Origin of the sequence: Marivita sp., from assembly GCF_048006345.1 — a bacterium.
Taxonomy (GTDB): Bacteria; Pseudomonadota; Alphaproteobacteria; order Rhodobacterales; family Rhodobacteraceae; genus Marivita.
Window position 1 is genome coordinate 2,836,244 of record NZ_CP180351.1, and the last position, 25,862, is coordinate 2,862,105.

Annotated in this window: 28 protein-coding genes and 1 tRNA gene; 16 read left to right on the forward strand and 13 right to left on the reverse strand. The window is 59.5% G+C overall.

Annotated features, from left to right (window positions below; all coding sequences use genetic code 11):
* The 4 genes from ACMVPR_RS13905 to ACMVPR_RS13920 form a co-directional block, all read right to left on the reverse strand.
* Positions 1-2,187 (reverse strand): heavy metal translocating P-type ATPase, encoded by a 2,187-nt coding sequence (locus ACMVPR_RS13905; protein ID WP_416883364.1) that lies wholly within the window; start codon positions 2,185-2,187, stop codon positions 1-3.
* A 3-nt stretch (positions 2,188-2,190) separates the two neighbouring features.
* On the reverse strand, positions 2,191-2,652 hold the full coding sequence (locus ACMVPR_RS13910) for a FixH family protein (RefSeq protein ID WP_300588657.1): 462 nt from the start codon (positions 2,650-2,652) through the stop codon (positions 2,191-2,193).
* Positions 2,652-4,088 (reverse strand): cytochrome c oxidase accessory protein CcoG, encoded by a 1,437-nt coding sequence (gene ccoG, locus ACMVPR_RS13915; protein ID WP_416883365.1) that lies wholly within the window; start codon positions 4,086-4,088, stop codon positions 2,652-2,654. The genes ACMVPR_RS13910 and ccoG overlap by 1 nt, the downstream gene beginning before the upstream one ends.
* A 96-nt stretch (positions 4,089-4,184) precedes the next feature.
* Positions 4,185-5,063: a LysR family transcriptional regulator gene (locus tag ACMVPR_RS13920; protein WP_416883366.1), complete on the reverse strand. Its 879-nt coding sequence runs from the start codon at positions 5,061-5,063 to the stop codon at positions 4,185-4,187.
* Between the two features lie 98 nt (positions 5,064-5,161).
* On the opposite strand from ACMVPR_RS13920, the gene ACMVPR_RS13925 reads away from it, so the two are divergent.
* Complete coding sequence (locus ACMVPR_RS13925) at positions 5,162-5,302, forward strand: hypothetical protein (RefSeq protein WP_416883367.1); 141 nt, start codon at positions 5,162-5,164, stop codon at positions 5,300-5,302.
* A 201-nt stretch (positions 5,303-5,503) separates the two neighbouring features.
* Here ACMVPR_RS13925 and ccoP read toward each other — a convergent pair whose 3' ends face one another.
* The 4 genes from ccoP to ccoN are packed head-to-tail and all read right to left on the reverse strand — an operon-like array spanning position 5,504 to position 8,919.
* Positions 5,504-6,373: a cytochrome-c oxidase, cbb3-type subunit III gene (gene ccoP / locus ACMVPR_RS13930; RefSeq protein ID WP_416883368.1), complete on the reverse strand. Its 870-nt coding sequence runs from the start codon at positions 6,371-6,373 to the stop codon at positions 5,504-5,506.
* A complete protein-coding gene (locus tag ACMVPR_RS13935) occupies positions 6,370-6,555 on the reverse strand; it encodes a cbb3-type cytochrome c oxidase subunit 3 (RefSeq protein WP_292264233.1) in 186 nt (61 codons plus the stop codon). Before ACMVPR_RS13935 ends, ccoP begins: the two co-directional genes overlap by 4 nt.
* Before the next feature lie 11 nt (positions 6,556-6,566).
* Positions 6,567-7,295, reverse strand: coding sequence for a cytochrome-c oxidase, cbb3-type subunit II (gene ccoO / locus ACMVPR_RS13940; protein ID WP_416883369.1), 729 nt, complete (start codon positions 7,293-7,295; stop codon positions 6,567-6,569).
* Between the two features lie 13 nt (positions 7,296-7,308).
* The gene (gene ccoN / locus ACMVPR_RS13945) at positions 7,309-8,919 is read right to left on the reverse strand and encodes a cytochrome-c oxidase, cbb3-type subunit I (protein WP_416883370.1); all 1,611 of its coding nucleotides are present in this window, start codon (positions 8,917-8,919) and stop codon (positions 7,309-7,311) included.
* Between the two features lie 200 nt (positions 8,920-9,119).
* Between ccoN and ACMVPR_RS13950 the strand changes: the two genes are divergently transcribed.
* On the forward strand, positions 9,120-9,959 hold the full coding sequence (locus ACMVPR_RS13950) for a universal stress protein (RefSeq protein ID WP_300588669.1): 840 nt from the start codon (positions 9,120-9,122) through the stop codon (positions 9,957-9,959).
* An 8-nt stretch (positions 9,960-9,967) separates the two neighbouring features.
* Here ACMVPR_RS13950 and ACMVPR_RS13955 read toward each other — a convergent pair whose 3' ends face one another.
* Together ACMVPR_RS13955 and ACMVPR_RS13960 are read right to left on the reverse strand one after the other, a co-directional pair.
* Entirely contained in the window at positions 9,968-10,618 is a 651-nt protein-coding gene (locus tag ACMVPR_RS13955) for a GntR family transcriptional regulator (RefSeq protein WP_085628340.1), read from the reverse strand.
* A gap of 30 nt (positions 10,619-10,648) precedes the next feature.
* Positions 10,649-11,341 (reverse strand): M48 family metallopeptidase, encoded by a 693-nt coding sequence (locus ACMVPR_RS13960; RefSeq protein WP_416883371.1) that lies wholly within the window; start codon positions 11,339-11,341, stop codon positions 10,649-10,651.
* 104 nt (positions 11,342-11,445) lie between these two features.
* Here ACMVPR_RS13960 and ACMVPR_RS13965 point away from each other — a divergent pair, with 104 nt between their 5' ends.
* The 4 genes from ACMVPR_RS13965 (at position 11,446) to ACMVPR_RS13980 (ending at position 14,816) form a co-directional block, all read left to right on the forward strand.
* Positions 11,446-11,763 (forward strand): TIGR02300 family protein, encoded by a 318-nt coding sequence (locus tag ACMVPR_RS13965; protein ID WP_292264228.1) that lies wholly within the window; start codon positions 11,446-11,448, stop codon positions 11,761-11,763.
* Positions 11,764-11,831: 68 nt separating this feature from the next.
* A tRNA-Ala gene (locus ACMVPR_RS13970) sits at positions 11,832-11,907 on the forward strand.
* Positions 11,908-12,052: 145 nt separating this feature from the next.
* The gene (locus tag ACMVPR_RS13975) at positions 12,053-13,081 is read left to right on the forward strand and encodes a hypothetical protein (RefSeq protein WP_300588675.1); all 1,029 of its coding nucleotides are present in this window, start codon (positions 12,053-12,055) and stop codon (positions 13,079-13,081) included.
* Between the two features lie 196 nt (positions 13,082-13,277).
* Positions 13,278-14,816 (forward strand): asparagine synthase-related protein, encoded by a 1,539-nt coding sequence (locus tag ACMVPR_RS13980; RefSeq protein WP_416883372.1) that lies wholly within the window; start codon positions 13,278-13,280, stop codon positions 14,814-14,816.
* Between the two features lie 5 nt (positions 14,817-14,821).
* On the opposite strand, the gene ACMVPR_RS13985 is transcribed toward ACMVPR_RS13980, so the two are convergent.
* The gene (locus ACMVPR_RS13985; protein ID WP_292264518.1) at positions 14,822-15,754 is read right to left on the reverse strand and encodes a hydrogen peroxide-inducible genes activator; all 933 of its coding nucleotides are present in this window, start codon (positions 15,752-15,754) and stop codon (positions 14,822-14,824) included.
* Between the two features lie 105 nt (positions 15,755-15,859).
* Between ACMVPR_RS13985 and ACMVPR_RS13990 the strand changes: the two genes are divergently transcribed.
* From ACMVPR_RS13990 to mnhG, 8 genes are read left to right on the forward strand one after another with little or no spacing between them, the layout of a single operon-like run.
* Positions 15,860-16,831, forward strand: coding sequence for a universal stress protein (locus ACMVPR_RS13990; RefSeq protein ID WP_416883373.1), 972 nt, complete (start codon positions 15,860-15,862; stop codon positions 16,829-16,831).
* Positions 16,831-19,089, forward strand: coding sequence for a putative monovalent cation/H+ antiporter subunit A (locus ACMVPR_RS13995; RefSeq protein ID WP_416883374.1), 2,259 nt, complete (start codon positions 16,831-16,833; stop codon positions 19,087-19,089). The genes ACMVPR_RS13990 and ACMVPR_RS13995 overlap by 1 nt, the downstream gene beginning before the upstream one ends.
* Positions 19,086-19,505, forward strand: a complete 420-nt coding sequence (locus tag ACMVPR_RS14000) for an MnhB domain-containing protein (protein WP_416883375.1) — start codon at positions 19,086-19,088, stop codon at positions 19,503-19,505. Before ACMVPR_RS13995 ends, ACMVPR_RS14000 begins: the two co-directional genes overlap by 4 nt.
* A complete protein-coding gene (locus ACMVPR_RS14005; protein ID WP_416883376.1) occupies positions 19,505-19,864 on the forward strand; it encodes a Na+/H+ antiporter subunit C in 360 nt (119 codons plus the stop codon). Before ACMVPR_RS14000 ends, ACMVPR_RS14005 begins: the two co-directional genes overlap by 1 nt.
* Complete coding sequence (locus ACMVPR_RS14010; protein WP_416883377.1) at positions 19,861-21,357, forward strand: Na+/H+ antiporter subunit D; 1,497 nt, start codon at positions 19,861-19,863, stop codon at positions 21,355-21,357. The genes ACMVPR_RS14005 and ACMVPR_RS14010 overlap by 4 nt, the downstream gene beginning before the upstream one ends.
* Positions 21,354-21,833 carry a Na+/H+ antiporter subunit E gene (locus ACMVPR_RS14015; protein WP_416883378.1) on the forward strand — a complete coding sequence of 160 codons (480 nt, stop codon included), beginning with the start codon at positions 21,354-21,356 and terminating at the stop codon, positions 21,831-21,833. The genes ACMVPR_RS14010 and ACMVPR_RS14015 overlap by 4 nt, the downstream gene beginning before the upstream one ends.
* Positions 21,833-22,132: a monovalent cation/H+ antiporter complex subunit F gene (locus ACMVPR_RS14020; protein WP_416883379.1), complete on the forward strand. Its 300-nt coding sequence runs from the start codon at positions 21,833-21,835 to the stop codon at positions 22,130-22,132. Before ACMVPR_RS14015 ends, ACMVPR_RS14020 begins: the two co-directional genes overlap by 1 nt.
* The gene (gene mnhG, locus ACMVPR_RS14025; RefSeq protein ID WP_416883380.1) at positions 22,125-22,490 is read left to right on the forward strand and encodes a monovalent cation/H(+) antiporter subunit G; all 366 of its coding nucleotides are present in this window, start codon (positions 22,125-22,127) and stop codon (positions 22,488-22,490) included. Before ACMVPR_RS14020 ends, mnhG begins: the two co-directional genes overlap by 8 nt.
* Before the next feature lie 60 nt (positions 22,491-22,550).
* On the opposite strand, the gene ACMVPR_RS14030 is transcribed toward mnhG, so the two are convergent.
* Both ACMVPR_RS14030 and ACMVPR_RS14035 read right to left on the reverse strand, forming a co-directional pair.
* A complete protein-coding gene (locus ACMVPR_RS14030) occupies positions 22,551-22,838 on the reverse strand; it encodes an HU family DNA-binding protein (protein WP_292264528.1) in 288 nt (95 codons plus the stop codon).
* Positions 22,839-23,023: 185 nt separating this feature from the next.
* On the reverse strand, positions 23,024-24,508 hold the full coding sequence (locus tag ACMVPR_RS14035; RefSeq protein WP_416883381.1) for an AMP nucleosidase: 1,485 nt from the start codon (positions 24,506-24,508) through the stop codon (positions 23,024-23,026).
* Between the two features lie 100 nt (positions 24,509-24,608).
* Here ACMVPR_RS14035 and ACMVPR_RS14040 point away from each other — a divergent pair, with 100 nt between their 5' ends.
* Positions 24,609-25,028 (forward strand): VOC family protein, encoded by a 420-nt coding sequence (locus ACMVPR_RS14040; protein WP_416883382.1) that lies wholly within the window; start codon positions 24,609-24,611, stop codon positions 25,026-25,028.
* A 68-nt stretch (positions 25,029-25,096) separates the two neighbouring features.
* Positions 25,097-25,852: a class II aldolase and adducin N-terminal domain-containing protein gene (locus tag ACMVPR_RS14045; RefSeq protein WP_416883383.1), complete on the forward strand. Its 756-nt coding sequence runs from the start codon at positions 25,097-25,099 to the stop codon at positions 25,850-25,852.
* The last annotated feature ends 10 nt before the right edge of the window (positions 25,853-25,862 follow it).

Sequence of the window (25,862 nt, forward strand, 5' to 3'; positions counted from 1 at the left end):
TTACTTGAGGCGCAGGGCGTTCAAAGACACCGTAATCGAAGAGGTGGACATCGCCAACGCGGCGATCAGAGGCGAACACAGACCGGCCACCGCCAGCGGCACAGCAATGATGTTGTACCACGTCGCAATGGTGAAGTTCTGGCGGATGCGTTTGATGGCCACCCGCGAGGTGGACAGGGCATCGGCAATCGGCTCTAGCGATTTACCAAGCAGCACCACGTCTGACGCCACGCGCGCCGCATCCAGCGCTGTGGCCGGAGAGATTGACGCATGAGCGCCGGCAAGGGCTGCAGTGTCGTTCAAACCATCGCCAACCATAAGAACATGTTTGCCGCTGTCACTCAGCTGGGCAATACGTGCGGCCTTGTCTTGCGGCAGTGCCTCGGCCACCCATTTGGCGATCCCAAGACGCGCGGCAAAAGCTTCGACTGCCGGTGTGGTGTCGCCGGACATCAGGATCACCTCGTACCCGTCGTCTTGCAGCTTGGTCACAAGCGCCTCGGCCCCATCGCGGATTTGGTCAGCAAAACGGAAGGGATCGGCAACCGTATCGCCAACGCGCAGCCACGCGCAGGTCTCTGCGCTTTCGCCCCCGCCGACCCAAGCAGCCCGGCCCAGACGCACGGTCTGACCCATCCATGTGCCTTCGGTGCCATGGCCCGGAACCTCGGAGAGATTGGTGACTTTTGCAGCAGCAACACCCGCATCGCGGATCGCCTTGGCCAAGGATTGCGACAGCGGATGCGACGACCCGTCTGCCAGTGCCAGCGTGATCCCAAGATCGCGGCGCGAGTGATCGCCAAGGTTCACCACTTCGGGTGTGCCTGCGGTCAGGGTCCCGGTCTTGTCGAACACCACGGTGTCCACCTGCGCCATGCGTTCCAACGCGGTCGCGTCCTTGATCAGCAATCCCTTGCGGAACAGACGGCCAGACGCCGCCGTGGTCACAGCAGGCACCGCCAGCCCCAAGGCACAGGGGCAGGTGATGATCAGAACCGCCGCCGCGATATTGAGCGCGGTGCGCAGATCAAAGGTGTAGAAATACCAACCCAGGAACGCGAGCGCCGACAGGATATGAACCCCCGGCGCGTATAACTTGGCCGCCTTGTCGGCGAGCGAGGTATACCGCGACCGCCCGGATTCGGCGATGGCGACAAGATCGGCCATGCGATGCAGCGAGGTGTCGCGGCCCACGGCGCTGGCGCGGATGGTCAGAGGGCCGGTCAGGTTGACCTCTCCCGCACTTACTATCGAACCCACACCGGCATAGATGGGGCGGGTTTCGCCGGTCAGCAGGGATCGATCCAGTTCCGACTGACCTTCGAGAATCTCTCCATCCACGGGCATCCGTCCACCGGGACGCACGCGGATCAGCTCGCCTACGATCAGTTCGGACATGGCGATCTGTTCTTCACCTGCATCCGTCACACGCCAGACGCGCGGCACTTCCAGCGCGGCCAATTCCTCCGCAGCCGAACGGGCAGCCGCGCGCGTGCGGTGATCCAGATACCGCCCTGCCAGCAGGAAAAAGGTCAGCGTGATCGCGGCATCGAAATAGGCGTGTTCGCCGGACAGGGAGGTTTCCCAAAGCGACGTGGCCACCGCCAGCGCAATCGCCAGCGAGATCGGTACATCCATGTTGAGCCGCCCGGCCCGCAAGGCCGTCCAGGCATGCTTGAAGAACGGCTGCGCGGAAAATGCGATGGTCGGCAAAGCGATGGCGGCGGAAATCCAGTGGAACATGTCCCGCGTCGGACCATCGGCGCCCGACCACACGGCAATGGACAAGAGCATGATGTTCATCGCTGCAAAGAAGGATACGGCAAGGCGCATCAGCAGATCGCGCCCAGCCTTGTCCGTGTCCGTCGCGCGCAAGGCGGTGGTGTCCAACTCGTGCGCTTCGTATCCCGCACGCTCCAACACACCGATCAGGTCATCCGCTGTAACGTCGGATGCCGCCTCGATCTGCGCCCGCTTCAGCGTCAGGTTCACACGCGCGCCTTTTACGCCCTCGGTCGCTGCGAGGATGCGCTCAACGCCCGAGATGCAGGCCGCGCAGTGGATCGACGGCAGGGACAGGACGATGTTTACATCCTTCGGCAAAGCCGCTTCTGCCAATGCCTCGGCTGCGGGTGCCGCAGAACAAGCGGGACAGGCCGAGGCGGGAGGGCGCATTGCGAGGGTCATGGCTCAGCTTTCGACGTGAAGGACAACGCGCTGTTCGAAGGGAACGCCATCCAGCGACGTGGCCTTCATGCGGATGTTCCAGTTACCCGGCGCAAGCGTTTCGCGCGCGACATAGGCCCGTCCGTCAAATGCGAAATCTGGTGTACGGTCATCCTGCACATGGGTCGCCCGACCGAGAACGGCATCCAGACTTCCGGCCTGCACGGGCTTTCCTTGGTCGTCCTTGATGCTCAGAATTAGTAAACCGCCCTTTGCCTCGGCATAGACATTCCATCCCAAGGCCTCCTGTTCGGCCCGCCGCACGTCGAATTCCTGCGACGCGACATAAGAGTTCTTCACCTCAAGTCCGGGAAAGGTCTTCACCGCCGAATAGGCCAGAACAAGATTGACGGAAATGATGACAGCAAAACAGCCGCCAAAAATGGCCAGAGCATGCCAGCCGGTAAGTTTGCGTTCCTTGGCCATCAGTTGCTTCTCCCGTTAAAGATCGTGTCGGTATAGGCGCGGTCGCCATTGGTCAGGTCTTCGACCCAGAACCGGATATCGGTGCGTTCGTCCTCGGCCGGATCAGACCCCGGTGCGGCGACGACATAAACGCGTTGCAGGAAGGTTTCGTTGGCGGGAACATCCACCGTTTCATAGGGCGTGCCCTCAAGCTGCACCCGCAGGGCTGGGTGACCGACGACAGACATGCGGAACGGACGGTCCTCACCATGCTTGTTGAGCAGGCGCACGTCGTAGGTGTTGCGGATGGACCCGTCAGACAGCGTGACAAAGGTCGGGTTCCGCACCGGCGCCACGGTCATGTCGATCTCGGGCCGGATGAAGAGTGCGAAAACAAGGCCGATGCCCACAAGCGCCCAAAGCGTGGTGTACATCATCGTGCGGACGCGGAAGATGTGGAACCACGCTGTGCGCGGCTTTTCCCCGGCCCGTTCGCGCGGTTCGTCCGACAGCGCCAGATAGTCGATCAGACCACGGGGCTTGCCGATCTTTTCCATGATGTCGTCGCAGGCATCGATGCAAAGGCCGCAGGTGATGCACTCCATCTGTTGCCCGTCGCGGATGTCGATGCCCATCGGGCAGACGTTGACGCAGGCCATGCAGTCGATGCAGTCGCCCAGTTGTTCGGCCCCATCGCCTTTGCGGTGCTTGCCGCGCGGCTCACCCCGCCATTCGCGGTAGCCGATGGTCAGGGTATCCTCATCCATCATCGCTGCCTGAATGCGCGGCCATGGGCAGGCATAGATACAGATCTGTTCGCGCGCGAAGCCACCAAAGAAGAACGTGGTCGCGGTCAGAATCAGCATCGTGGTGTAAGCAACAGGATGCGCCTGACCTGTCACCAGATCGCGTAGCAATGTCGGCGCGTCTGCAAAGTAGAACACCCACGCCCCGCCGGTTGCGAGACCGATGATGAACCACGACACCCACTTTGTCAGCCGTAGACGGGCTTTGCGGAAATCCATCTTTTCCTGACGGTGCAGGCGCAAACGCGCGTTGCGGTCGCCTTCGATCCAGCGTTCGACAAGGATGAAGAGGTCCGTCCACACGGTCTGCGGGCAGGCATAGCCACACCAGACCCGGCCCAGAGCGGATGTGAACAGAAACAGGCCCAGGCCCGCCATGATCAGCAACCCCGCGACGAAATAGAACTCATGCGGCCAAATCTCGATCCAGAAGAAGAAGAACCGCCGATTGGCAAGGTCGATCAGAACCGCCTGATCTGGCAGTTGCGGCCCACGGTCCCAACGAATCCACGGTGTGACATAGTAAATGCCCAACGTGAAAATCATGATGATCCATTTGAAGCTGCGGAAGTTCCCCTTCACACGCTTCGGAAAGATCGGTTCGCGCGCAGCGTAAAGGTTCGGCGGCGTTTGGTTTTCTGCTTGAGACACGAGAGAATTGGCTCCCAAAGACGGATTGGCTTGATCGACTTTTCTCAGGGTGCGCCGCGCCAGACTTTGACTTGCATCAAATACTGTATCTTTAATTCAGGTTTTTGCCGCTTCCCTGCGGATCCAGCGCAGAAACGCTTTCAGCGGTGCACGCTGGACACCAGGTTTCGTGACCAGATTGTATCCTGCCTCCAACCGGTCCTCGAAAACGGCAATCAGGCGTCCTGCAGCGAGGTCCTCGGCCACCGCGATTCGGGTCGAGACAGCCACCCCCTGTCCGTTCCGCGCCCCGTCGAGCATCAGGTTGCCCGGCACATGGGTGCGCGACAGGACCTTGGCATGGGCCAGACCATGCTGGGTCAACCAAGCAGAGGATTCGGTTGTCCCAAGCTCTTCCAGCCAAGGGTAGTCGATCAAATCCCGCGGCTCGGTCGGCGGCTTGCCTTTGAAAAGCGATGGCGCACCGATGACCACCAGCGGTGAGTCCAGCAGGCGTTCACTCTCAAGCCCTGCCCATCCGCCCGAACCATAACGGATCGCCACGTCGATGCCGCCCGGGGACGGGTCTGTCAGTACCGGGCTTGGGGTGACGATCATGTCGATCCCCGGATGTTCCATCTGGAAACTGCCAAGGCGCGGCATCAGCCACGCGCTGGCAAAGGTTGGCGTGCAGCCCACGTTCAACGGTCTTTGCGCATCGGCATTTGTCAGCGCTTCGACCCCGGCCGCAATGCGCCCGAACCCATCGTCCAAGGCACGGGCCAGATCGCGCCCAACATCCGTCAATTCCAATGCCCGACTTTTCCGATCAAAGAGCGGCGTGCCGAGATGGGTCTCAAGACTGCGCAATTGCTGGGAAATCGCCGCATGGCTGACATTCAATGCCACCCCGGCGTCGGTCACGGACCCCGTCTGGACAAATGCGCAAAACGCCCGCAGCGCGGACAGGGAGGGCAGTCGGGACCAATCAACCATGTAATCTCACCTTACATTTCGAATTTATCCCTGAGTCGCATTTGCAGCACCAAAACGCAAGTATGAGCGCAGAACCACAGCGATCAAAGGAGACCGACATGTTCACTACATTTGCAAAAACATTGTTCCGCGCAAGCGGCGTATCCCCGACCAGCTGGCTTAACGCCACGCCGCATTCATGGTACCGTGAAGACCTGCGCGGCCAGCCCGAGCCCAAGCGTTGGGAGGACTGGAGATGATCGACCCGGTGATCTACCTGCCGCCCCGGATTTGGCAGGACCCGCCAAACAATGACCGCGCCAGGCGGTGGCCGTGGCGCGGTCGCAGATGGCAATAGCCAGATCCAATCAAAAGCGCCGGTGCCTCGAAACGCGCGAACAGAAAGAGGAACCGGCGCTTTCCCCTCTGGCCCGAAGGCCAAAGGGTATTCTGGTATCAGGTCACTCGACCGAGGCTTCGCCGCCACCCAAGCCATGCACATAGGAGGCCACGGCACGGATTTCGGCTTCACTCAGGCGATCCGTCCAAGGCGGCATCACGCCAAAGCGCGAATAGGTCACTGTCTCCGTCAGGGTCGCGTAGTCGCCACCGTAGAGCCAGATCGCGTCCGTCAGGTTCGGCGCACCTTGAAAGCGGTCACCTGTTCCGTCGTCCATGTGGCAGGCCGCGCAATTGTCGAGGAACACCGTCTCACCAGCCGCGACCATTGAGGCATCGTTCGGTTCACCTGAGAGCGACATCACGTAGTTGACCACCTGGCTGATCTCTTCTTCGGCAAGCATTTCGCCAAATGCAGGCATCTGCGACCAACGGGCGTCCGGGTCTTCTTCGTTGCGGATCCCGTGCGTGATCGTGGTGTGGATTGCCTCGATATCCCCTCCCCAAAGCCAGTCGTCGTCCAGCAGGTTGGGATACCCCTTGGCGCCGGCCGCGCCAGAGCCGTGACACTGGGCGCACCATGTACGGAACACCGCAGCTCCCGCGTTCTGGGCGTACTGGTTGAGGTCGGCATCCTGCGCGATCTCGGTCAGTTCAACCGACGCAAGCTGTGCGTTGATCCCCGCATTGGCATCTTCGAACCGCGCGATCTCTTCCGCCACCTGCGCCCGTGTGGAGAACCCAAGGATACCGGGTGTGGCTTCCTTGATGCCCGGCCATGCGGGATAGGCGATGGTGTAGAGCACACCCCAGACGATGGTCGCGTAGAAAGTCCACAGCCACCAGCGCGGCAGGGGTTTGTTGTATTCCTTGATCCCGTCCCACTCGTGACCGGTGGTTTCATAATCAAGATCGTCGTCTTTCTTACTCATGTCCTCGCCTCCTTGGATGCGGCGGGTTTGTCTTCATTGCGAAACGGGATGTTGGCTGTGTCGCGATGTGTTTTGTTGCTGCCGGGGCGAATGGCCCAGAGGATCACCCCGACAAAGAACAGGAACAGGACAAGCAGCATCCAGCTGTCTGCGAATTCCCGGAGAAACGAATAGGTTTCCATGTCATTCCTCCTTAGCGGCTTGCGTCTGGGGTGAAGGTCGAGAAGTCAACCATTGTGCCCAGAACCTGCAGGTAGGCGATCAAGGCATCTGCTTCGGAAACGCCCGGCTGGCCGTCAAAGTTGCGCACGTTGACGCCTTCGCCGTAGCGTTCGAGCAGACCGTCGAAATCGCTGTCCGGATCGGCTTGCGCCCGGAAGTCTTCGCGCGCCGCTTCGATCATCTCGCTGGTGTACGGGACACCGACAAAGGCGTTGGTCGCCATGACGTCGCCGATATGTTCGCCTTCCAGCAGTGTCGCTTCGAGGAAGCCGTATTTCGGCATCACCGATTCCGGCACAACCGACTGCGGATCCCGCAGGTGATCGACATGCCAGTCGTCCGAGTAGCGGCCACCGACGCGGGCGAGGTCAGGCCCGGTCCGCTTGGACCCCCACTGGAACGGGTGGTCGTACATCGACTCGGCTGCAAGGCTGTAGTGGCCATAGCGTTCGACCTCGTCGCGCATCGGACGGATCATCTGGCTGTGGCACACATAGCAGCCTTCGCGCAGATAGACGTTCCGACCCGCCAGTTCGAGAGGCGTGTAGGGGCGCACACCCTCGACCTCTTCAATTGTGTTTTCGAGATAGAAGAGCGGCACGATCTGCACCAGTCCGCCGACGGTCACGACCAGAAAGCTGAAAACCAGCAACAATGTCGCGTTGGTTTCGATAATCTTGTGTTTGTCAAGAATACCCATTGTCCAAGCCTCCTTATTCGGCCGGGACGGCTGCGGGCGAAACCGCGGCGTCTTTTGCCGGGCTGCGCTTCACAGTCATCCAAAGGTTGTAGCACATGATCAAGGCACCAGTGAGATACATCACACCGCCCAGAGCACGCACGACGTACATCGGGAACTTCGCACTCACGGTGTCGGCAAAACTGTTCACGAGGAACCCGTTTGCATCGACTTCGCGCCACATCAGGCCTTCCATGATCCCGGTGACCCACATCGAGGCCGCGTAGAGAATGATGCCGATGGTGGCGAGCCAGAAGTGCCAGCTGACCATGCTCAGGCTATAGAGCCGCTGACGGTTCCAGAGCTTGGGCACCAGGAAGTACAGAGCCCCGAAGGTGATCATGCCGTTCCAGCCAAGCGCGCCGGAGTGGACGTGACCAATGGTCCAGTCGGTGTAGTGCGACAGCGAATTGACCGCGCGGATCGACATCATCGGACCTTCAAAGGTCGACATGCCGTAGAAGCCAAGCGAGATCACCATCATCCGGATCACCGGGTCGGTGCGCAGCTTGTCCCATGCGCCGCTCAGCGTCATCAGACCGTTGATCATGCCGCCCCAGCTGGGCATCCAGAGCACGATCGAGAACACCATGCCAAGGGTCGAGGCCCAATCCGGCAGAGCGGTGTAATGCAGGTGGTGCGGACCGGCCCAGATATAAAGGAAGATCAGCGCCCAGAAGTGAATGATCGACAACTTGTAGCTGAAGACCGGACGTTCGGCCTGCTTGGGGATGAAGTAATACATCATGCCAAGGAAGCCTGCGGTCAGGAAGAAGCCCACGGCGTTGTGGCCATACCACCACTGAACCATCGCGTCCTGCACACCTGCGAAAACCTGAACCGACTTTGAGCCGAAGATCGAGACCGGGATGCTCAGGTTGTTGAACACATGCAGCATCGCGACCGTGACGATGAAGGACAGGAAGAACCAGTTGGCTACATAAATATGAGGTTCTTTGCGCTTGATGATCGTGCCGAGGAAAACCGCCAGATAGGCCAGCCAAACGATGGTCAGCCACAGATCGATATACCACTCGGGTTCCGCGTATTCCTTGGACTGAGTTGCCCCCAGCAAGTAGCCGGTCGCGGCCAGCACGATGAACAGGTTATAGCCCCAGAACACGAACCAGCCGAGGTTCCCACCCCACAGGCGCGCGGCGCTGGTGCGCTGCACCACATAGAACGATGTCGCGATCAGGGCGTTGCCACCAAAGGCGAAGATCACCGCAGAGGTGTGCAGCGGGCGCAGACGCCCGAAATTCGCATAGCCCTGGGCCCAATCGAAATTGAGCGCCGGAAAGGCCAACTGGAACGCGATGAAGGTTCCCACAAGGAAACCGACGACGCCCCAAAAGGCCGTTGCGATCACGCCGTAGCGGATCACACCGTCCATATAGCTTGTTTCAAGAACGGCTGCTGGCACCGGTTCATCGGTGTTGCGCAGCACCCAAAGGAAGAGCCCGGCAGATATCGCCATGATCAGAATGGCGTGAACCTGATAGGCCAAATCGCGTGCATAACTTGCTGCAATCATCGCAAAGAGCGTGATCAAACCAAGCGCGATTAGCTTGATATAGTTCAACATTTTTTGTCCCTTCGTCTTACCTGCGCGATTCGGCTGCCGCGCGGGCGGTTTTCAGACTGGGCCCTTAATGCGAAACTTGGCCAAACCTATCCTTGATCTGCATCAATAGAATTGCGGGACTTGTTTGATGGGTGTCAAAGCGCCTCATGCGACTTCGGTCGAAGATGGTTCCAGTGGGAAATCAACCAAGGGAGCCAACCATGTCTTTCAAAACGATCCTGGCCGTCGTCACCGATCACGCCCATCTGACCGAGACACTTTCGCAGGCCATTTCCATGGCCAGCGCGCTGGACGCCCATCTTGATGTTCTATGTGTTGGCGTCGATCGCACCCAAACCGGCTACTATTATGCCGGCATGAACGCGGCCATCCTGCAGGAAACTCTGAACCAGGCGCGCGAAGATGCATCGGGACTGGCAGCCGCTGCGAAAAAGCAGATGGGTCTGTCAGAGCTGCGCTGGGGTGTGACCGAAGCGGTGTGTCAACTTGCCGATGTCGCACGGTTTGTCGCCTCTCATGCCCGATTTGCCGATCTGGCGATCGTGCCACGGCCCTATGGCGATGATCGGGGCATTGAACTTGAACCCGTCGTCGAAGGTGCGCTGTTCGAGGGGCAGTCTCCAGTGATCGTGCTGCCTGACGGCGGTCTTGAACTGAAGTTACCCGGCAAGATCGCGATTGGCTGGAACGAAAGCGCCGAGGCGCTTCGGGCCGTGCGCAGTGCGCTGCCATTTCTGAGCAGCGCGCACACTGTGCATATCGTCGTGATCGACCCACCAAAACACGGGCCGACCCGGTCCGATCCGGGTGGGCAAGTGTCGCAATATCTTGCCCGTCACGGGGTAAAGGTGGAAATCGACGTGTTGTCCAAGACCATGCCACGGGTATCCGATGTGATGCGGCGTCATGTGATGGACATCAATGCCGACATGGTCGTGATGGGTGCCTATGGGCATTCCCGGTTCCGCGAGGCCATTCTTGGTGGCGCAACGCGCAATATGCTCGAAACCAGCGAAGTGCCGGTTTTCATGGCACATTAAACGTCGGGTTATCCGGTCAGTAGGCGCAGACCTTGGGTCACGTCTGACCGAACCGCCAAGCGAAGGCCGGGTTCATCCCCGGCCTTCAGCGCCGCTACGATCAACCTGTGATATTGTGGCGCTTCCGTCCGCCGCAACCGCCCATAAAGCGCCCGCATCGTGGGGCCAAGCTGCAACCAGACCTGTTCGGCCATGGCCAGCATCGCCGGGGCTTGCGCCCGCAGATACAAGGTCCGGTGAAAGTCCAGATTTGTCCGGATGTAGCCCACGGCATCCCGGTTCGAGATCGCGTCCGAAATCGTCCCGTTGATCGCCTGCAACCGGTCGATCAGGGCCAGATGGGCGCGCGGCAGGGCGCGGCTCGCCAGTTCCACTTCGATCAGGGCGCGCAACGCGGCAAGTTCCTCGATCCTGTCGTTCGACAGTTCAGGCGTCGACACCCGCCCCGAAGCCGACATCGACAAGGCTCCTTCCGCGACCAGCCGCTGAAACGCTTCACGCGCGGGCGTCATCGACACATCGAACTCCCGCGCAACGCCGCGCAGGGTCAGCTGTTCACCAGGAGACATCTGACCAAACATGATCCGGTTCCGCAGACCGCGATAGACGCGGTCATGTGCGGACAGGGTTGGTTCCGTGGGGCGGGTCAGGACGCTCATACTGAACTGTGATCACAGCTGTGGAATGGGTCAAGCACCAAACCGGAAGCGATGCAGCTTCGGGCCGTCTTGCCGCAGCCATGCACGCGCATCGTGATGTGGGCCATAAAGCTGATCGACCACGCGCCAGAAATTGGCCGAGTGGTTCATTTCCTTCAAATGCGCAACTTCATGCGCCGCCACATAATCAAGCACGAATCTCGGCGCGAGGATCAAACGCCAAGAATACATCAGTGCGCCTGCTGACGAACACGAGCCCCAACGGGACCGCGTGTCGCGCAGCGTCAGCCGGGTGTACCGAAGGCCCAACCGCTCGGAATAGTGATCGGACGCTCGGGTCAGCGCGATCCGCGCCTGCTCCTTGAGCCACGCTTGCAGGTGAATACGCCCGGTCTCGACCGGGGCAGGCAGGGTGATCCTGCCATCCGCCACCAGCAGACGCCGTGCCGACCCCGCAACAATTTCAAACGATTGCCCGCCTACATCCAGCCGGTCACCGGGCCCGACAAGCGCGGGGCCGGCCCGTTTCGATAGATGCCCCATGACCCAGTCGCGCTTTTCTGCGGCAAAGGCCAAAGCCTCGCGTTCTGAAACACCACGCGGCACGGTCAGGGTCACTCCCCCATCGACTCTGGAGATCCGCAGCGTCATGCGGCGGGCACGCGCGTTCTTCCGAAGTTTCAAGGGAATTTCGGGGTTGCCGGGAAAGGTTGTGACGCCCATATGCCGCTCGATGACCTCTGCGCCCTAAAGCCTTTGACACCGGTTCGGTGTTATGGCAGTTGGCGCAGATTGTCGATATGACCACGCAATAAAGGGGATGACCCATGCCCAAGGAAGAATGGGGCGTCAAACGTGTTTGCCCGACCACCGGCAAACGCTTTTATGACCTGAACGCCACTCCGATCATCAGCCCGTATACCGGCGAAGTGGTCGAGATTGACACAGGCAAGACCCGCATGATCGCGGCAGACGCCGAAGACCGCCAGAGCAAGTCCAACCTGGACGACACCGATGACGTCGATGTTCTGGAAGATGACGATGTTGATGTCGATCTCGATGACGATGACGTTCTCGAGGACGATGAAGACGACAACGTCTCACTTGACGACATCGCGGATGTCGCAGGTAACGACGACGATTAATTTCTGCAAAAGGGGCGGAATCACGCTTGATCCCGCCCCCGGCTTTGCGTAATTGAACGCGCACTAACGGGGCCTTAGCTCAGCTGGGAGAGCGCTTGCATGGCATGCAAGAGGTCAGGGGTTCGATCCCCCTAGGCTCCACCAAATTCCAACATATGTTTGATTTCAGCCATCTCCGGCCATTGGTATTTCAAACCTTATTTCGGTGCCCTAAATAGGGACTGGACTCGATAACACGCTCTCGTTAGCTTTTTGGTGTTTTATCGAATTTTTCCAAGGCGAGATATTGATGTTGAATAAGACGTGGCTGGGCATCGCTATCGGCGGTGGTGCCTCCGTTCTTTACGGAAAAGCAGGATACATCCTACAATTCTTGAACCTTGAACACTTGAACAATTCGGTATCTTGCGCGGTAGGCGGGGTGCGAATGGGGGCAGCGCTTCACGCCAGTTGCGGCGTCTCTTTTGCTTTGATGACCGGGGTTGGATCCCCAAAAGATCTTGAGGCAGTGACGGGAAGCGGTTTCGACTTTGCCGCCGATCTTGGCGGTCGTTTTGGAGAACTCGCGAAACTAGGCGGTCGCGCCGGGGAAGCTGTGGCAAACGGCGTTGCTTCGTTGAACAAGATTCAAACCATAGTAGATTTAAAAGCCTTTCTTGGTACCGAGCGCGGGAAAGTCTTCATCAACTCGATCACTGGCGATTTCGCACCATCAAATTCCACTCCGTCTCTATTTATGTTCGGCACGCCCGTCGGTGCGGGTATTGGCGCTGGCATCTGGTACGAATGGCAGGAAGTTTACGAAGTAGGGGCGATGTCAGCTTGGGCCTGCGTCCCGCTCTCTTGGCGCTTTGTCAACTTCAACGGCGGCCTTTGGCTTCAAATTAAGGACATCCCCGCAAAGAACGGAAGTAAGATTACAGTACTTGGCAAACAATTTTCGTGGGGCGTTGACGGCGTCGTCCACTTCATGGAGCCCGATGGGTTTGCGCATACCAAAGGAGCTGTGCAGCGGTTTCGAAGCCAAACTACAGGAATCATCGAAAACAACAGACTGCAAGAAGACCCCGCCTTCCAGAAAGGCCGTGGCGTGGCTCCGCCGGGCGGTGGCATAAACCTGTCGATTAGAAGCCTTGGGGCTGTGCGAGATTTCCTCGGCTCGCTTACACCGATCCCAGCCGAATCTACAGTCGATTTGGGGCTCGCCATCCGATTCGAGGATCAACTTGTTTGGGAAAGCTATGAGTCCGCCAAGCTTTGTACAGCGGGCAACGGTGCAATCAGCACAGTGACACAGAACAGCGGTTGGAGATATTGAACCTTCGCCGGCTATAGCTAAGTGCTCGACACTTTTCAGATGTTGTTGAGGTTGGCAGCATATCACTCGAGAGCACTAACTTCGTGGGAGAAAATGCACAGCTCCTCAGCATTGACCTGTGCCATCGAAAATACTGTTTCGCCAAACGAATCACTGTGCCACTATTCAAGAAAAATAATATTGGCGGCAGCAGGCTATGTTTCAGGCACAAGAACTGTGGAGCTATCGGTATGGGCAATTTGCCGAGCGGTTCCGGTACCAATACGTCATTTCGCGATCAACTGAGGCGATTGAGGGCTTTGAAGAAAGCACGATCGGCGATCTGAAACTGTATACCGGCAGGGATTTACCGCTGCGCGAACTGCGCGACGCAGCTGGCTCGAAGATCGGTTATGTGCTTGGTATCGCTGTCGGAATGGACGCGCTGGAGACGCCGGAAACGCTCAAACTGCCCTTCAGGAAAACCACCAAGAGCTTCTGGACCCGTTTCGAGACATGGCTCAATGATGCGGCAGGCCGCTATGCATTTGTCGTCGATGCATCGGGTGGTCCGCGGCTTTACACCGACCCTGTCGGTATGATCGGCGCGGTCTACAATCCTGAAGACGGATATGTTGCCTCGTCGACGATGCTCGCCATCAAGAGGCCGCTGCGGCCTCACCCGAAATACGATTTCGACGTGATCCGCGACCTTGGCGGCAGGCTGACGCTGTTTCACACCGCCGACAAAGACGTGCACCGGCTGAACCCGAACCATTACCTTGATCTGACGACGCTCGAATCCAAACGCTTCTGGCCGCGCGATGTCAGCTTCACACCCGAAGCCGAAGACCCGACCACGGTCTACCGCGAAATCATCGAAACCGCCCGCGCCAATATTGGCGCGATTGCAGAGGCTTATCCCTGCTCCCTGCCTGTTTCCGGCGGCATGGACAGTCGGTTGATACTCGCCTTCGCAGGGGAACATCGAAGCAAGATCAAGCAGTTCTACACCCACATCAACAACTACGCGACCCGGCGCGATGCCGCCATCGCGGCAGAGTTGTGCCGCGTCTGCAATGTCGAACATGAAATCCACGACAAACGGGATTTCGGCATCGCACGCCGCGAAGTCCGCCTGAATCGGCATGCCTACGAACTCACATTCGGGGCACCTGCGTCACCGCCCAAAGAGTACCAGAATGGCGTGATCCATGGCGTCCCAGAAGGCAACGTGATCCTGCGCGGACATCAGACTGACCTGCTTCGGGCGGTCTATGTCTTCCGTCCGGAATCCGAATGGCGTGATCCGGATTGGCAAATCGAACGCTTGTTTATCGTGCCGCGCTCTGACTTCAGCAGCACGATCGCGGATCGGTTCCGCGAAGATTTCGTCGCGTGGCAATCGACTTTGCCGGATGCCGCCATGGAAAAGGCCGCAGACTTCATGTTCCTTGAGGTTTTTTCCAACGCCTCGATTGGCTCGTCCTTCCCGGCACTCTGGCGAAACTTCTACATGTCGCCGTACAACAGTCGCCGATTGATCGCCTTGTCTCTTCAGTTCTCGGAAAAGCGCCGCCGCGCATCCGAGCCGGTGTTTGAATTGATCGAGATGATGAACAAGGATTTATCCAAGGTTCCGTTCGATTTCGAAGCACCCGCCTCGCTGGGGGACAAGCAGGAATGGGGCACAAATGCCCAGTCGACACAGAAACGACGGAACAAGACGGTCGAAAAGCTGCTGAAATACGCCTGAGCTGATCAACGCGACACGTCACCCAAGACGGTGATCTCGGGTGCGCGTGCCGTGAGCGATCGACAGATGAAAGCCGACAACAGCCGGAATTCCTTTTCGCGCGAGGTTCCCTTGCGCCAGACCATCCCGATGGTGCGCGACGGTGCGGTTCCGCGGAACGGCCGCGCGACAACGATATCCTGATGCGCCACTTCGGATTTCACGTAGAGCGCGGGCATCAGTGACAATCCCATGCCTGTCGCCACCATCTGCCGAAGCGTATCAAGGCTGGTGCCTTCGTAATCATGCGACAGGTCCACACCATAGTCTTCCGAGATGGATCGCACCAGTTCGTGCAGCCTGTGTCCCGGTTCCAGCGAAAGAATGGTCTCTCCGCGCAGCATGACAGGGTCGATTTCGGGCTCTTGCGCCAAGCGGTGGTCCCACGGCATCACCACTTGGATCGGTTCACGGAACAGGGAAAGGCTATCAAGTTCAACCCGGTTGACCGGCAATGGAAAGAAGAGCAGGTCCAGCGCGCCATCCTCCAGACTGCGCAACAGAACATCCGGCAAGCCTTCCCGGATATAAAGGCCAAGTTTTGGGTATTCCTGATGCAAATCCGGGATCACCAGCGGCAGGAAGTACGATCCGACTGTCTGAACCACACCAATCCGGATAACCGAACTCAACACGCTTTGCCCAGATTTGGCGATGGTGTGGATTTCGGCCACTTCCCGCAGGATGCGCCGCCCACGCTCTGCGATCTCCTTGCCCGCCGGGGTCATCATCACTTTCGACCGACTGCGTTCAACAAGGCTCGTACCCAATCGCATCTCCAGCTCTTTGATCTGAGCACTCAGCGTCGGCTGGGTCACATTGCAGGATTCCGCCGCACGTCTGAAATGGAGCTGGTCCGCGACCGCCACGAGATATCGAAGTTGCTGCAGGCTCGGCACGTCATCGCTCTTGATAGTTAATTTCTATCAATTAGGCGATTATTTTCGATTTGGTCAATGAGAAACGCGCCCTATCTCGTTCCATGGGTGAGGGAGCGCGCAGACGTGCACAGGTTCGAGAACATTCTTTTCGTGTGTGATGAACACAGCGCATATGAACTTGCGTTGGAGCGCGTGATTTGGCTTGCGGCCCTCAATGAGGCCCGTGTCACGATGGTCTCCACCATTGACAGCGGTGGCTCAAATGACGTGTCGCGCCTGTTTGCCATGATCCCCGGCCTCGGCAATTCAGAGATCGGTGAAACGGTGATTGCCGTTCATCGCATGAAGCTTGAAGACCGTGCCCAAGCCCTGCGCAATCATGGGATCGCGGTCGAAACGAAGCTTCTGATCGGCACGCCGTTCATCGAAATCATCCGGCAAGTCCTGCGGCACGGGCATGACATCGTCATCAAGGGGGCGCATCGCGCTGCGGGGCGGCGGTTCCTGCCCGGCGCAGATATGCATCTCTTGCGCAAATGCCCCTGTCCGATCTGGGTGCTGAACGCAGCCTCTGAACCACAAGCCAAACGCATTCTGGTTGCCGTTGACCCTGATCCGACCGACCCGAACCGCGACAGCCTGAACCGCATGATCATGGAGCTTGCCACGTCTTTGGCCCGCAATGACGGAGCCAAGCTTGACGTGATGAATGTCTGGCGCCTCCAGGAAGAAGCCACGCTGCGACATGGATTGGCCAATATCCCCGAGGAAGACATCGACCGCCTTGTCGCCAAGGCACAGGACGACAGCAAATCAAGGTTGCAGGACCTTGTCGCTGGCTTCTCGGACTATGACGACATCATGCGCGTTCTGCACATCAAGGGGGTTGCGGGCGACGTGATCCCCGAACATGTGACCGCCGAAAGCATCGACACCATCGTCATGGGCACGCTGACCCGAACAGGGGTTGCCGGATTGTTCATCGGCGACACCGCAGAAACCATTCTAAACCATGTCAGTTGCTCGGTCCTGACCGCGAAAGCCCCCGGCTTCGTCACTCCGATCGGCGCTGGACCCGCAGGAGGACTCCACTGATGGCTGGCGGATTTCCAACCGACACGCGCGGCAACGGGCTGACCGGGATTGTCCCGGTCATCTTTGCGGCGGCGCTCTTTGCCTGGTTCGCGTCCATGGTGCCAACCATCGCCGCGACCGAGATCATTCGGGTCTCGATCCCATGGGTCCCTTCTTTGGGCATCGAACTGGCCTTCTTGGTGGACGGACTCAGCCTCACCTTCTCGTTGCTCATTTCGGGCATCGGCACGCTCGTGCTGCTCTATTCCAACACCTACCTCGCCGGGCACCCGCAATATGCCCGGTTCGCGTTGTTTCTGACCGCCTTCATGGTGTCGATGCTCGGGCTAGTGCTGGCCGATGACCTGATCCTGCTGTTCGTCTTCTGGGAACTGACCACGCTCACCTCCTACATGCTGATCGGCTTTTCGCACGAGACCGAGAAAAGCCGTCGCAACGCGTTGCAAGCGCTGTTTGTCACTGGCGCGGGCGGGCTGGCCTTCCTCGCCGGGTTGATCCTTTTGGCCGCAGCGTCCGGCACAACCAGCATTTCCGGCATCATCGCACAGGGCAGCGCGCTCAAAGAGCACGCCATGTACCTGCCGATCCTGATCCTGCTGCTGGCGGGCACCTTCACCAAATCCGCGCAGGTGCCGTTCCACTTCTGGCTGCCCAACGCGATGGCAGCACCCACGCCCGTCAGCGCGTTCCTGCACTCGGCCACGATGGTTAAGGCAGGCGTCTATGTCATGGCGCGGATGCACCCGGCGATGTCCGGCACAGATGTCTGGCTCTGGACGCTGACGATCCTCGGTGCGGTGACGGCCGTCTTTGCCAGCCTGCTTGCGCTGCGCCAAACCGACCTCAAGCAGGCGCTGGCTTACACGACACTCATGGCGCTCGGCACACTCACGCTCTTTCTGGGGCAGGAGTTTGGCTACGCCATGACCGCCTTCGCGACCTTCCTGATCGTGCATTCGCTCTATAAGGCGTCGCTCTTCCTTGTTGTCGGCTGCATTGACCTCTCCACCGGCACGCGCGAGACCGACCAATTGGGCGGTTTGGGACGGATCATGCCGATCACCGCTGTCGCCGCAGCCTTGGCCGCCTTGTCGATGGCAGGCTTCCCGCCGTTCCTTGGCTTCATCGGCAAGGAACTGAAATACGCAGGCGCAATCGCTGTGGCTTCCGAGCCTCTGTTTGTGGCCGGTGCGGCGCTCCTGTCGAACGCGCTCATGCTCGCCGTGGCCGGTGTCGTTGCCTTCCGCCCGTTCTGGCAGGGCAGCGTGCCCTCCGGACAATCCCCCCGCGAGGCACCTTGGCAGATGTGGGTTGGTCCGATCATCCTTGCCAGCCTTGGCGCGATCTTCGGCATCTACCCCGACCTGCTGCAAGTCGCGCTGATCAACCCGACCGTGATTTCGCTGACCGGCGAAATCGGTGAGGCGAAAGAACTGAAGCTTTGGGCTGGGATCAATATCCCCTTGTTCCTCAGCATCGCGACCTTTGTGCTTGGCCTGCTGTTCTACTGGCGTCACGTTCAACTGCGCGCGCTGCTGGAGCGGGGGTTCCAATCCATTCCAAACCTCGACAAGGGATGGGACAGCTTCCTGGACGGGCTCAAGGGATTTGCAAAATGGCAAACCCAGCTTGTGCAAAACGGCAAACTCTCGACCTATCTCTTCGGCACGTTCCTGACCATCGCGGCAGGTATCCTGCTGACGCTGGTTTACACGGGTATGCCGATGATCGCCGTCGATCTGTCTGATGTGGAATGGAAGCACACATCCATCGCCCTTTTGACCATCTCCGGTGCGCTGCTCGCGCTGGTCACCAACTCGCGCATCGCAGGCATCGCTGCCCTTGGCGTGGTCGGCATCGGGATCGCGATGATCTTTATCGTGTTCAGCGCACCTGACGTGGCGATCACGCAGCTTCTGGTCGAAACGCTGGTGGTGGTGCTGGTGGCTGTGGTGATGCTGCGCCTGCCGTCGATGCCCAAAGCCGAGTTCCGCTTGAACCACGCGGCGCTGTCCGTGGCTGTCGGTGCGTCTGTCTCGCTGATCCTGATCGCGGTGGTGTCCAGCCCGCTTGACCTGCGCCTGACCGACTATTTCGAAGCGACAAGCTGGCCCGAAGCCTATGGCCGCAACATCGTCAACGTCATCCTCGTCGACTTCCGCGCGCTCGACACGTTCGGCGAAATCGCGGTGGTCGTCATCGCCGCCCTGTCGGCTTACGCGCTGCTGCGCACAACACGCAAAGGAGACCAGAAATGAATTCCGTCATCCTGCGCGTCGGCACGCGTTACCTTGCCGGTCTGCTGCTTGTGTTCTCGTTCTACATGATGCTGCGCGGCCATAACGAACCCGGTGGCGGCTTCATCGGCGGGCTGACCGGGGCCACCGGCTTTGTCCTCTACGCCATCGCCTGCGGCACACAAGACGCCCGCGCGGCGCTGCGTGTGATGCCACAGACCATCGCGATCTGGGGACTGGGCATCGCCCTTGCCGCCGGGTTGTTTGCAGCGCTCTTCGGCGATGCGCTCTTCACCGGGCAATGGCTGTTCATCGGCGCAACCGAGACCGACAAGGGTCTGCCCCTGTCGTCTGTGCTGGTCTTCGACATCGGCGTCTATCTTGTGGTTTTCGGGTCGATCCTCACCCTTGTCTTCGCCATGGAGGAGGAAATCTGATGGAGTTTCTCTTTGCCATCACCATCGGCGTTCTGGTCGCATCAGCGGTCTATCTGATGCTGTCGAACCACCTCCTGCGGTTCATCTTCGGCCTTGTGCTGATCTCGAACGCGGCGAACCTGACGATCTTTGTCTCGGGCCGCCTCACCGATGGCGCACCGCCCTTGATCCCTGAAGGCGCGGATGCCCCTGCAATCGCGGCCAACGCCCTGCCACAGGCGCTTGTGCTGACTGCCATCGTGATTGGCTTTGGCCTTTTTGCCTTTGCCATCGTGCTGGTCTTCCGCGCGTGGACCACCCTGAATTCCCTGACGCCAGACGACATGCGCCTGGCCGAACCCGAAGAGGCACCTAAGTGAGCTGGCTTCTTGCACTTCCCGTCGTCATCCCGTTCCTGACGGCCGTCCTTGCCTTCCTGACGCGGCAAAGCCCCTTGGGTCGCTGGATTTCCGTGGCGGGATCGACTGTCCTGCTGGTGGCCTCCATCGTCCTGATGGCGACGGTTCTGCGCGAAGGCGTGATCGCCGGGCAGATGGGCAACTGGCCCGCGCCGTTCGGGATCACGCTGGTGGCCGATCTTCTGTCCGCCGTGATGGTCCTGATCACCGCCATCGTCGCAGTGGCCGTGTCGATCTACGCCATCGCCGATGTCGACGAAGGGATGGAGCGTCTGGGTTATCACGCCCTCTTCAACATGCTGATCGCAGGTGTGGTCGGCGCGTTCATCACCGGTGACCTTTTCAACCTCTATGTCTGGTTCGAAGTGATGCTGATCGCGTCCTTCGGCCTTCTGGTGCTGGGCGGACGGCCCGAGCAGATCGACGGTGGCGTGAAATACGTGGCTTTGAACCTTGTGTCCACGATCATGTTCCTGACCGGCATTGGCCTGCTTTACGGCATGACCGGCACGCTCAACATGGCCGACCTCGCCAGTGCCGTGGACGGCGCTGACCAGCGCCTGCTGACCATCGTCGCCGTGCTGTTCATGATCGCATTCGGCGTAAAGGCAGCGGTGTTTCCGCTTTTCTTCTGGCTGCCGGCCTCCTACCACACCCCCGCGTTTTCGGTCTCTGCGGTGTTCGCAGGACTGCTGACCAAGGTCGGCGTCTACGCCCTCTTGCGGATGTTCACGCTGGTGTTCGACCATGACACCGCCTTTACGCACACGATCCTGCTCTGGGTCGCGGGCTTGACCATGGTCGTTGGCGTTCTGGGCGCGGCCGCACAATCCGACATGCGCAAGATCCTGTCGTTCCACATCGTGAGCCAGATCGGCTACATGATCCTTGGCCTAGCGCTGCTGACCCCGCTCGCCATCGTTGGTGCGGTGTTCTACCTCGTGCACCACATCGTGGTGAAGGCGAACCTGTTCCTGATCGCGGGCGTCGCCCAGCGCATCGCAGGCGGAACCGAGCTGTCGCGGATCGGCGGCCTGTACAAATCCGCGCCCCTTCTGGCCGTGCTCTTCGTGGTCCCAGCATTCTCACTCGCGGGCTTCCCGCCGCTCTCGGGCTTCTGGGCCAAGTTCCTGCTGGTGAAGGCGGCGCTCGACGTGCAGGGCTGGATCATCGCGGGCATCGCGCTTGCCGTTGGCCTCCTCACCATCTATTCGATGACCAAGATCTGGGCGCAGGCGTTCTGGGAACCGCATCCCGACGGGATCGAGCCGAAACTGTCATCGCTCAGCAACCGCGACCGCGCCGCGATGCTGATCCCGATTGCGGGGCTCGCTGTGCTGACCGTGATGATCGGCGTCATGCCTGAACCTTTCGTGCAATTCGCCGAAGCTTCTGCCGCGCAACTTCTTGACCCGACAGCCTACATCACGGCCGTTTTGGGAGAGCAGCCATGAACACCTTTGGACTGAACATCATCCTCGCCATCGCGTGGGTCGCCTTCACCGGCTCTGTGTCCCTTGTCGGTCTGATCACCGGGTTCGTGATCGGCTACGGCGCGCTCTGGCTGATCCAACCCCTGATTGGAACAAGCACCTATTTCCGGCGTGTTACCGCATGGGTCAAACTGGTGATCATGTTCCACTATGAACTGATCGTGTCGAGCTTTGCCGTCGCCATGGACGTGCTGACGCCAAAACACCGCGCGCGCCCCGCAATCATCGAGGTGCCATTGGATGTGAAAACCGACACCGGCATTCTGCTTGTCACGAACCTGATCTCGCTGACGCCCGGCACACTCAGCCTTGATGTGAGCGAGGACCGCAAGACGCTGCTGGTGCATGCGATGTTTGCCGATGACCCCGATGCCCTGCGCAAAAGTCTCAAAGACGGGATGGAGCGTTGGGTGATTGATGCCGTGGAGGGCGCGTGATGGATGGGTTTCTCGAAATCAGCCTTGAGATCGGCTTCATGTGCGTCGTGTTCTCGGTCGTGCTGGCTTTTGTCCGCCTGATCAAGGGGCCAAGCCTTCAAGACCGCGTCGTTGCACTCGACTTCATGACCGTCGCGATCGTCGCCTTTTGCGGTCTGGCCGCCATACGCTACGGCACAAGCGCGTTCCTTGACGTCGCCTTGGTCCTGGCCTTGGTCGGTTTCCTTGCCACCGTTGCACTGGCGCGCTTTGCCGAACGCAACACCGAGCGGTCCAGAGAAAGGACATCCGATGATTGAGATCATAACCGGGTCCCTGATTATCCTCGGCGGGTTCTTCGCCGTGATTGGCGCGATTGGACTTGTGCGCCTGCCGGACGTGCTCTTGCGGATGCACGCCTCGACCAAGATCGGCACGCTGGCCTGCGGAATGATCATGGTCTGCTGCGCGGTGTTCTTCGGAACATCGGACATCATCATCCGGGCGATCGCCGTGGTGCTGTTCCTTCTGCTGACCGCGCCCATCGGTGCGCATATGATCGGCAGGTCGGTGGTGTCCACAGGAGTGCCGCTCTGGAAGAACGACGGGATCGAGCAGTCCGAACTCGACGCTGCCCTGCACCAGGAGCACAGCGCGCCAGGCGAGCCGAGAACCTGATAACAAGAACGCAAAAGGCCGCTCGAACGAGCGGCCTTTCAGGTAAGTCCGGAGGTCGGATCAGCCGTTCACGCTGTCCTTGAGGGCCTTCGCAATGGTCATCTTGACCACTTTGTCGGCTTCTTTCTTGAACTGCTCGCCGGTGGCCGGGTTGCGGACCATGCGCTCGGGGCGCTCGCGGCAGTAGATCTTGCCAACACCCGGGATTGTGACGGCACCGCCGCCTGCAACTTCCTTGGTGATGATGCTGGTTACTGCGTCCAGTGCGGCTCCGGCTGTTTTCTTGTCGCTGCCCATTTCTTCGGCCAGAGCGGCCACAAGCTGGGTCTTGGTCATTGGTTTCGCCATTTCGTGGTCTCCTTAACTGCCCGATCTTGGGCCTCGTGTGCAAAAACTAACCGTATATTGAGGGGAAACACAACGGTTGGTAGGGCTTTCCCTCACGTTTTTCAGCTTTTTTGGCCGATTTCCGCAGGTTTATTGACCCTGCATCAGGGCAAAACCGACATTCGGCGTCGGAAAGACAGAATCGCCTAGAGGAACGCGGTTTCCTCAAAGCTGCGCAGCTTCCGGCTGTGGATGCGTTCCAGGGGCATCTCGCGCAGGTGTTCCATGGCGTGAATGCCGATCATCAGGTGCCGCGCCACCTGCGTCTTGTAGAAATCCGACGCCATGCCGGGCAGCTTCAATTCGCCATGCAACGGCTTGTCGCTGACGCAAAGCAGCGTGCCATAGGGCACGCGGAACCGGAACCCATTGGCAGCAATCGTGGCGCTTTCCATGTCGAGCGCAATCGCCCGGCTCTGGCTCAAACGCTGCACAGGGCCGCGCTGGTCACGCAGTTCCCAGTTGCGGTTGTCCACGCTGGCCACCGTCCCCGTCCGCATGATGCGTTTGAGGTCATAGCCTTCGAGCTGCGTTTCCGCGGCAACCGCGCGCTCCAATGCGATCTGGATTTCAGCCAGCGCCGGGATCGGCACCCAGACGGGCAGATCGTCATCCAGCACCCGATCTTCACGCAGATAGGCATGAGCCAGCACGAAGTCGCCCAAGCTTTGCGAATTGCGCAGACCCGCGCAATGGCCAACCATCAGCCACGCATGGGGTCGCAACACCGCGATATGGTCGGTCGCCGTCTTGGCGTTCGATGGCCCCACCCCGATATTCACCAAAGTGATCCCGGCCCCGCCTTTGCGCTTCAGGTGATAGGTCGGCATCTGGGGCATCTTGTCGACCGCAGGCAACGGTGCGTCCGCGTCGAAAATCTCGGCATTCCCGGTGCTGACGAAACTTGTGTAGCCGCTGTTCGGATCGGCCAACTGAGCCCGCGCATAGGCTTCGAACTCGGCCACGTAGAACTGGTAGTTGGTGAACAGAACATGGTTCTGGAAATGATGCGGATCGGTCGCCGTGTAATGCGACAGGCGCGCGAGCGAATAATCCACTCGCTGCGCGGTGAAGGGCGCCAACGGTTCCGTACCGTCCGGCGCGGGTTTGGCCACGCCGTTGACGATATCGTCGTTCGTCGTCGCCAAATCCGGCACGTCAAACACGTCGCGCAGGATGAAGTCGGCTGCACCCTCCTGCGGCACCGAGATGGCTGCGTCATTGGCCACCGCGAAATGCACCGGCATCGGCGTGTCGGACACCCCAACCTCGACCGGAACATTGTGATTTTCCATCAACAGGGACAATTGCTGTTCAAGGTAATGCCGGAACAGATCGGGGCGCGTGATCGTCGCGGCATAAGTCCCCGGATGTGCAACATGGCCAAAGCTCAAACGGCTGTCCACCTTGGCAAAGGTCGTCGTCGTGATCCGAACTTCGGGGTAAAACGCACGATAGCGCACACCGGGATGACCCTGCTGCATCGCGGTCCGAAAACTGTCGCACAGGAACCGCGTGGACATATCATACAGCTCGCAAAGTCGATCGACCGCGGCCTTGGCATCTTCGAACCTTCGGGGTGCCGGGACGTCCGGTGTCAGAATGTCGAGATTGATCGAACGGTCCTGCATGCACAGCCTTTCTTGGGTCTTGTCCTGCCTTGGGCGCAGGTTGACAGGTCAATGGCACGGGATCAAGCTGCCCGCAATCACCGGAATTTGGAAAGTACGGATGGACTACGAAACAGTGTCCGCCGGTGCCTTCGGCGCCAGCCTTCGCGGGATCGGCCTCAATCTGCTGACACGGGATGTTCGCCGCATGGTGACGCAGCTTTGCACTGTGTTCGGAATGACAGCACACCGGCTGTCCGATGACTTCGCTATCCTGCGCTATGGCGATCAGGTGTTTCAGGTCCATTCCGATGCCACTTACGGCAGCAACCCTCTGCTTGGCCTTCTGCCGGAACTGCCGCCGCGGGGCGCAGGTCTGGAAATCCGGCTCTACGACACCGACCCGGATCGCGCCGCTGAAATGGCCGAAGAGAACGGTTTCACAGTGCTCCAGCCACCGACAGACAAACCTCACGGCCTGCGCGAATGTTATTTGCTCTGTGCCGATGGATACGCATGGGTGCCATCGCGCCCGCTCTGACAATCGCATAGACCGCTTGACTTTAGACTGTGAAACGCATGCTCTGGCCGCAACAACAGGAGGCCCACATGTCTGTCACGCAACTCGCCCCCAATATCGAGCATTGGCAGGAACGCGTTGATCTTGCAGCCTCTTTCCGGTGGACGGCGCGGCTCAACATGCACGAGGGCGTTGCCAACCATTTCAGCCTTTCGATCAATGATGACGGCACCCGGTTCCTAATGAACCCGAACCAGATGCACTTTTCGCGCATCAAGGCGAGCGACCTGCTGGTCGTGGATGCCAACGATCCCGAAACGCTCAACGGGCCGAACGCTCCCGACCCGACCGCCTGGGGCCTGCATGGCGGATTGCACCGCCATTGTCCGCATGCGCGCTGCGCCATGCATGTGCATTCGATCCACGCAACCGTGCTGGCCTGTTTGCAAGACCCGCGTCTGCCGCCCATCGACCAGAATTGCGCCACCTTCTTCAACCGCTATGTGATCGACACGCAGTATGGCGGCCTTGCCTTCGAGGACGAGGGCGAACGCTGCGCACAGCTCTTCACCGATCCGAAACAGAAGGTGATGATCATGGGCAACCATGGCGTCATGGTGATCGGCGACAGCGTGGCCGATACGTTCAACCGGCTCTACTATTTCGAACGCGCCGCCGAAACGTACATTCGCGCGCTTCAAACCGGACAGCCGCTCAAGGTTCTGTCCGATGAAATCGCGGAAAAAACCGCTCGGGAACTTGAGGGCTACCCCGAGCAGGATGCGCGCCATCTATCCGAGCTGAAAAAAATTCTGGATGCCGAGGGATCCGATTACGCGTCTTGAACGTTAAAAT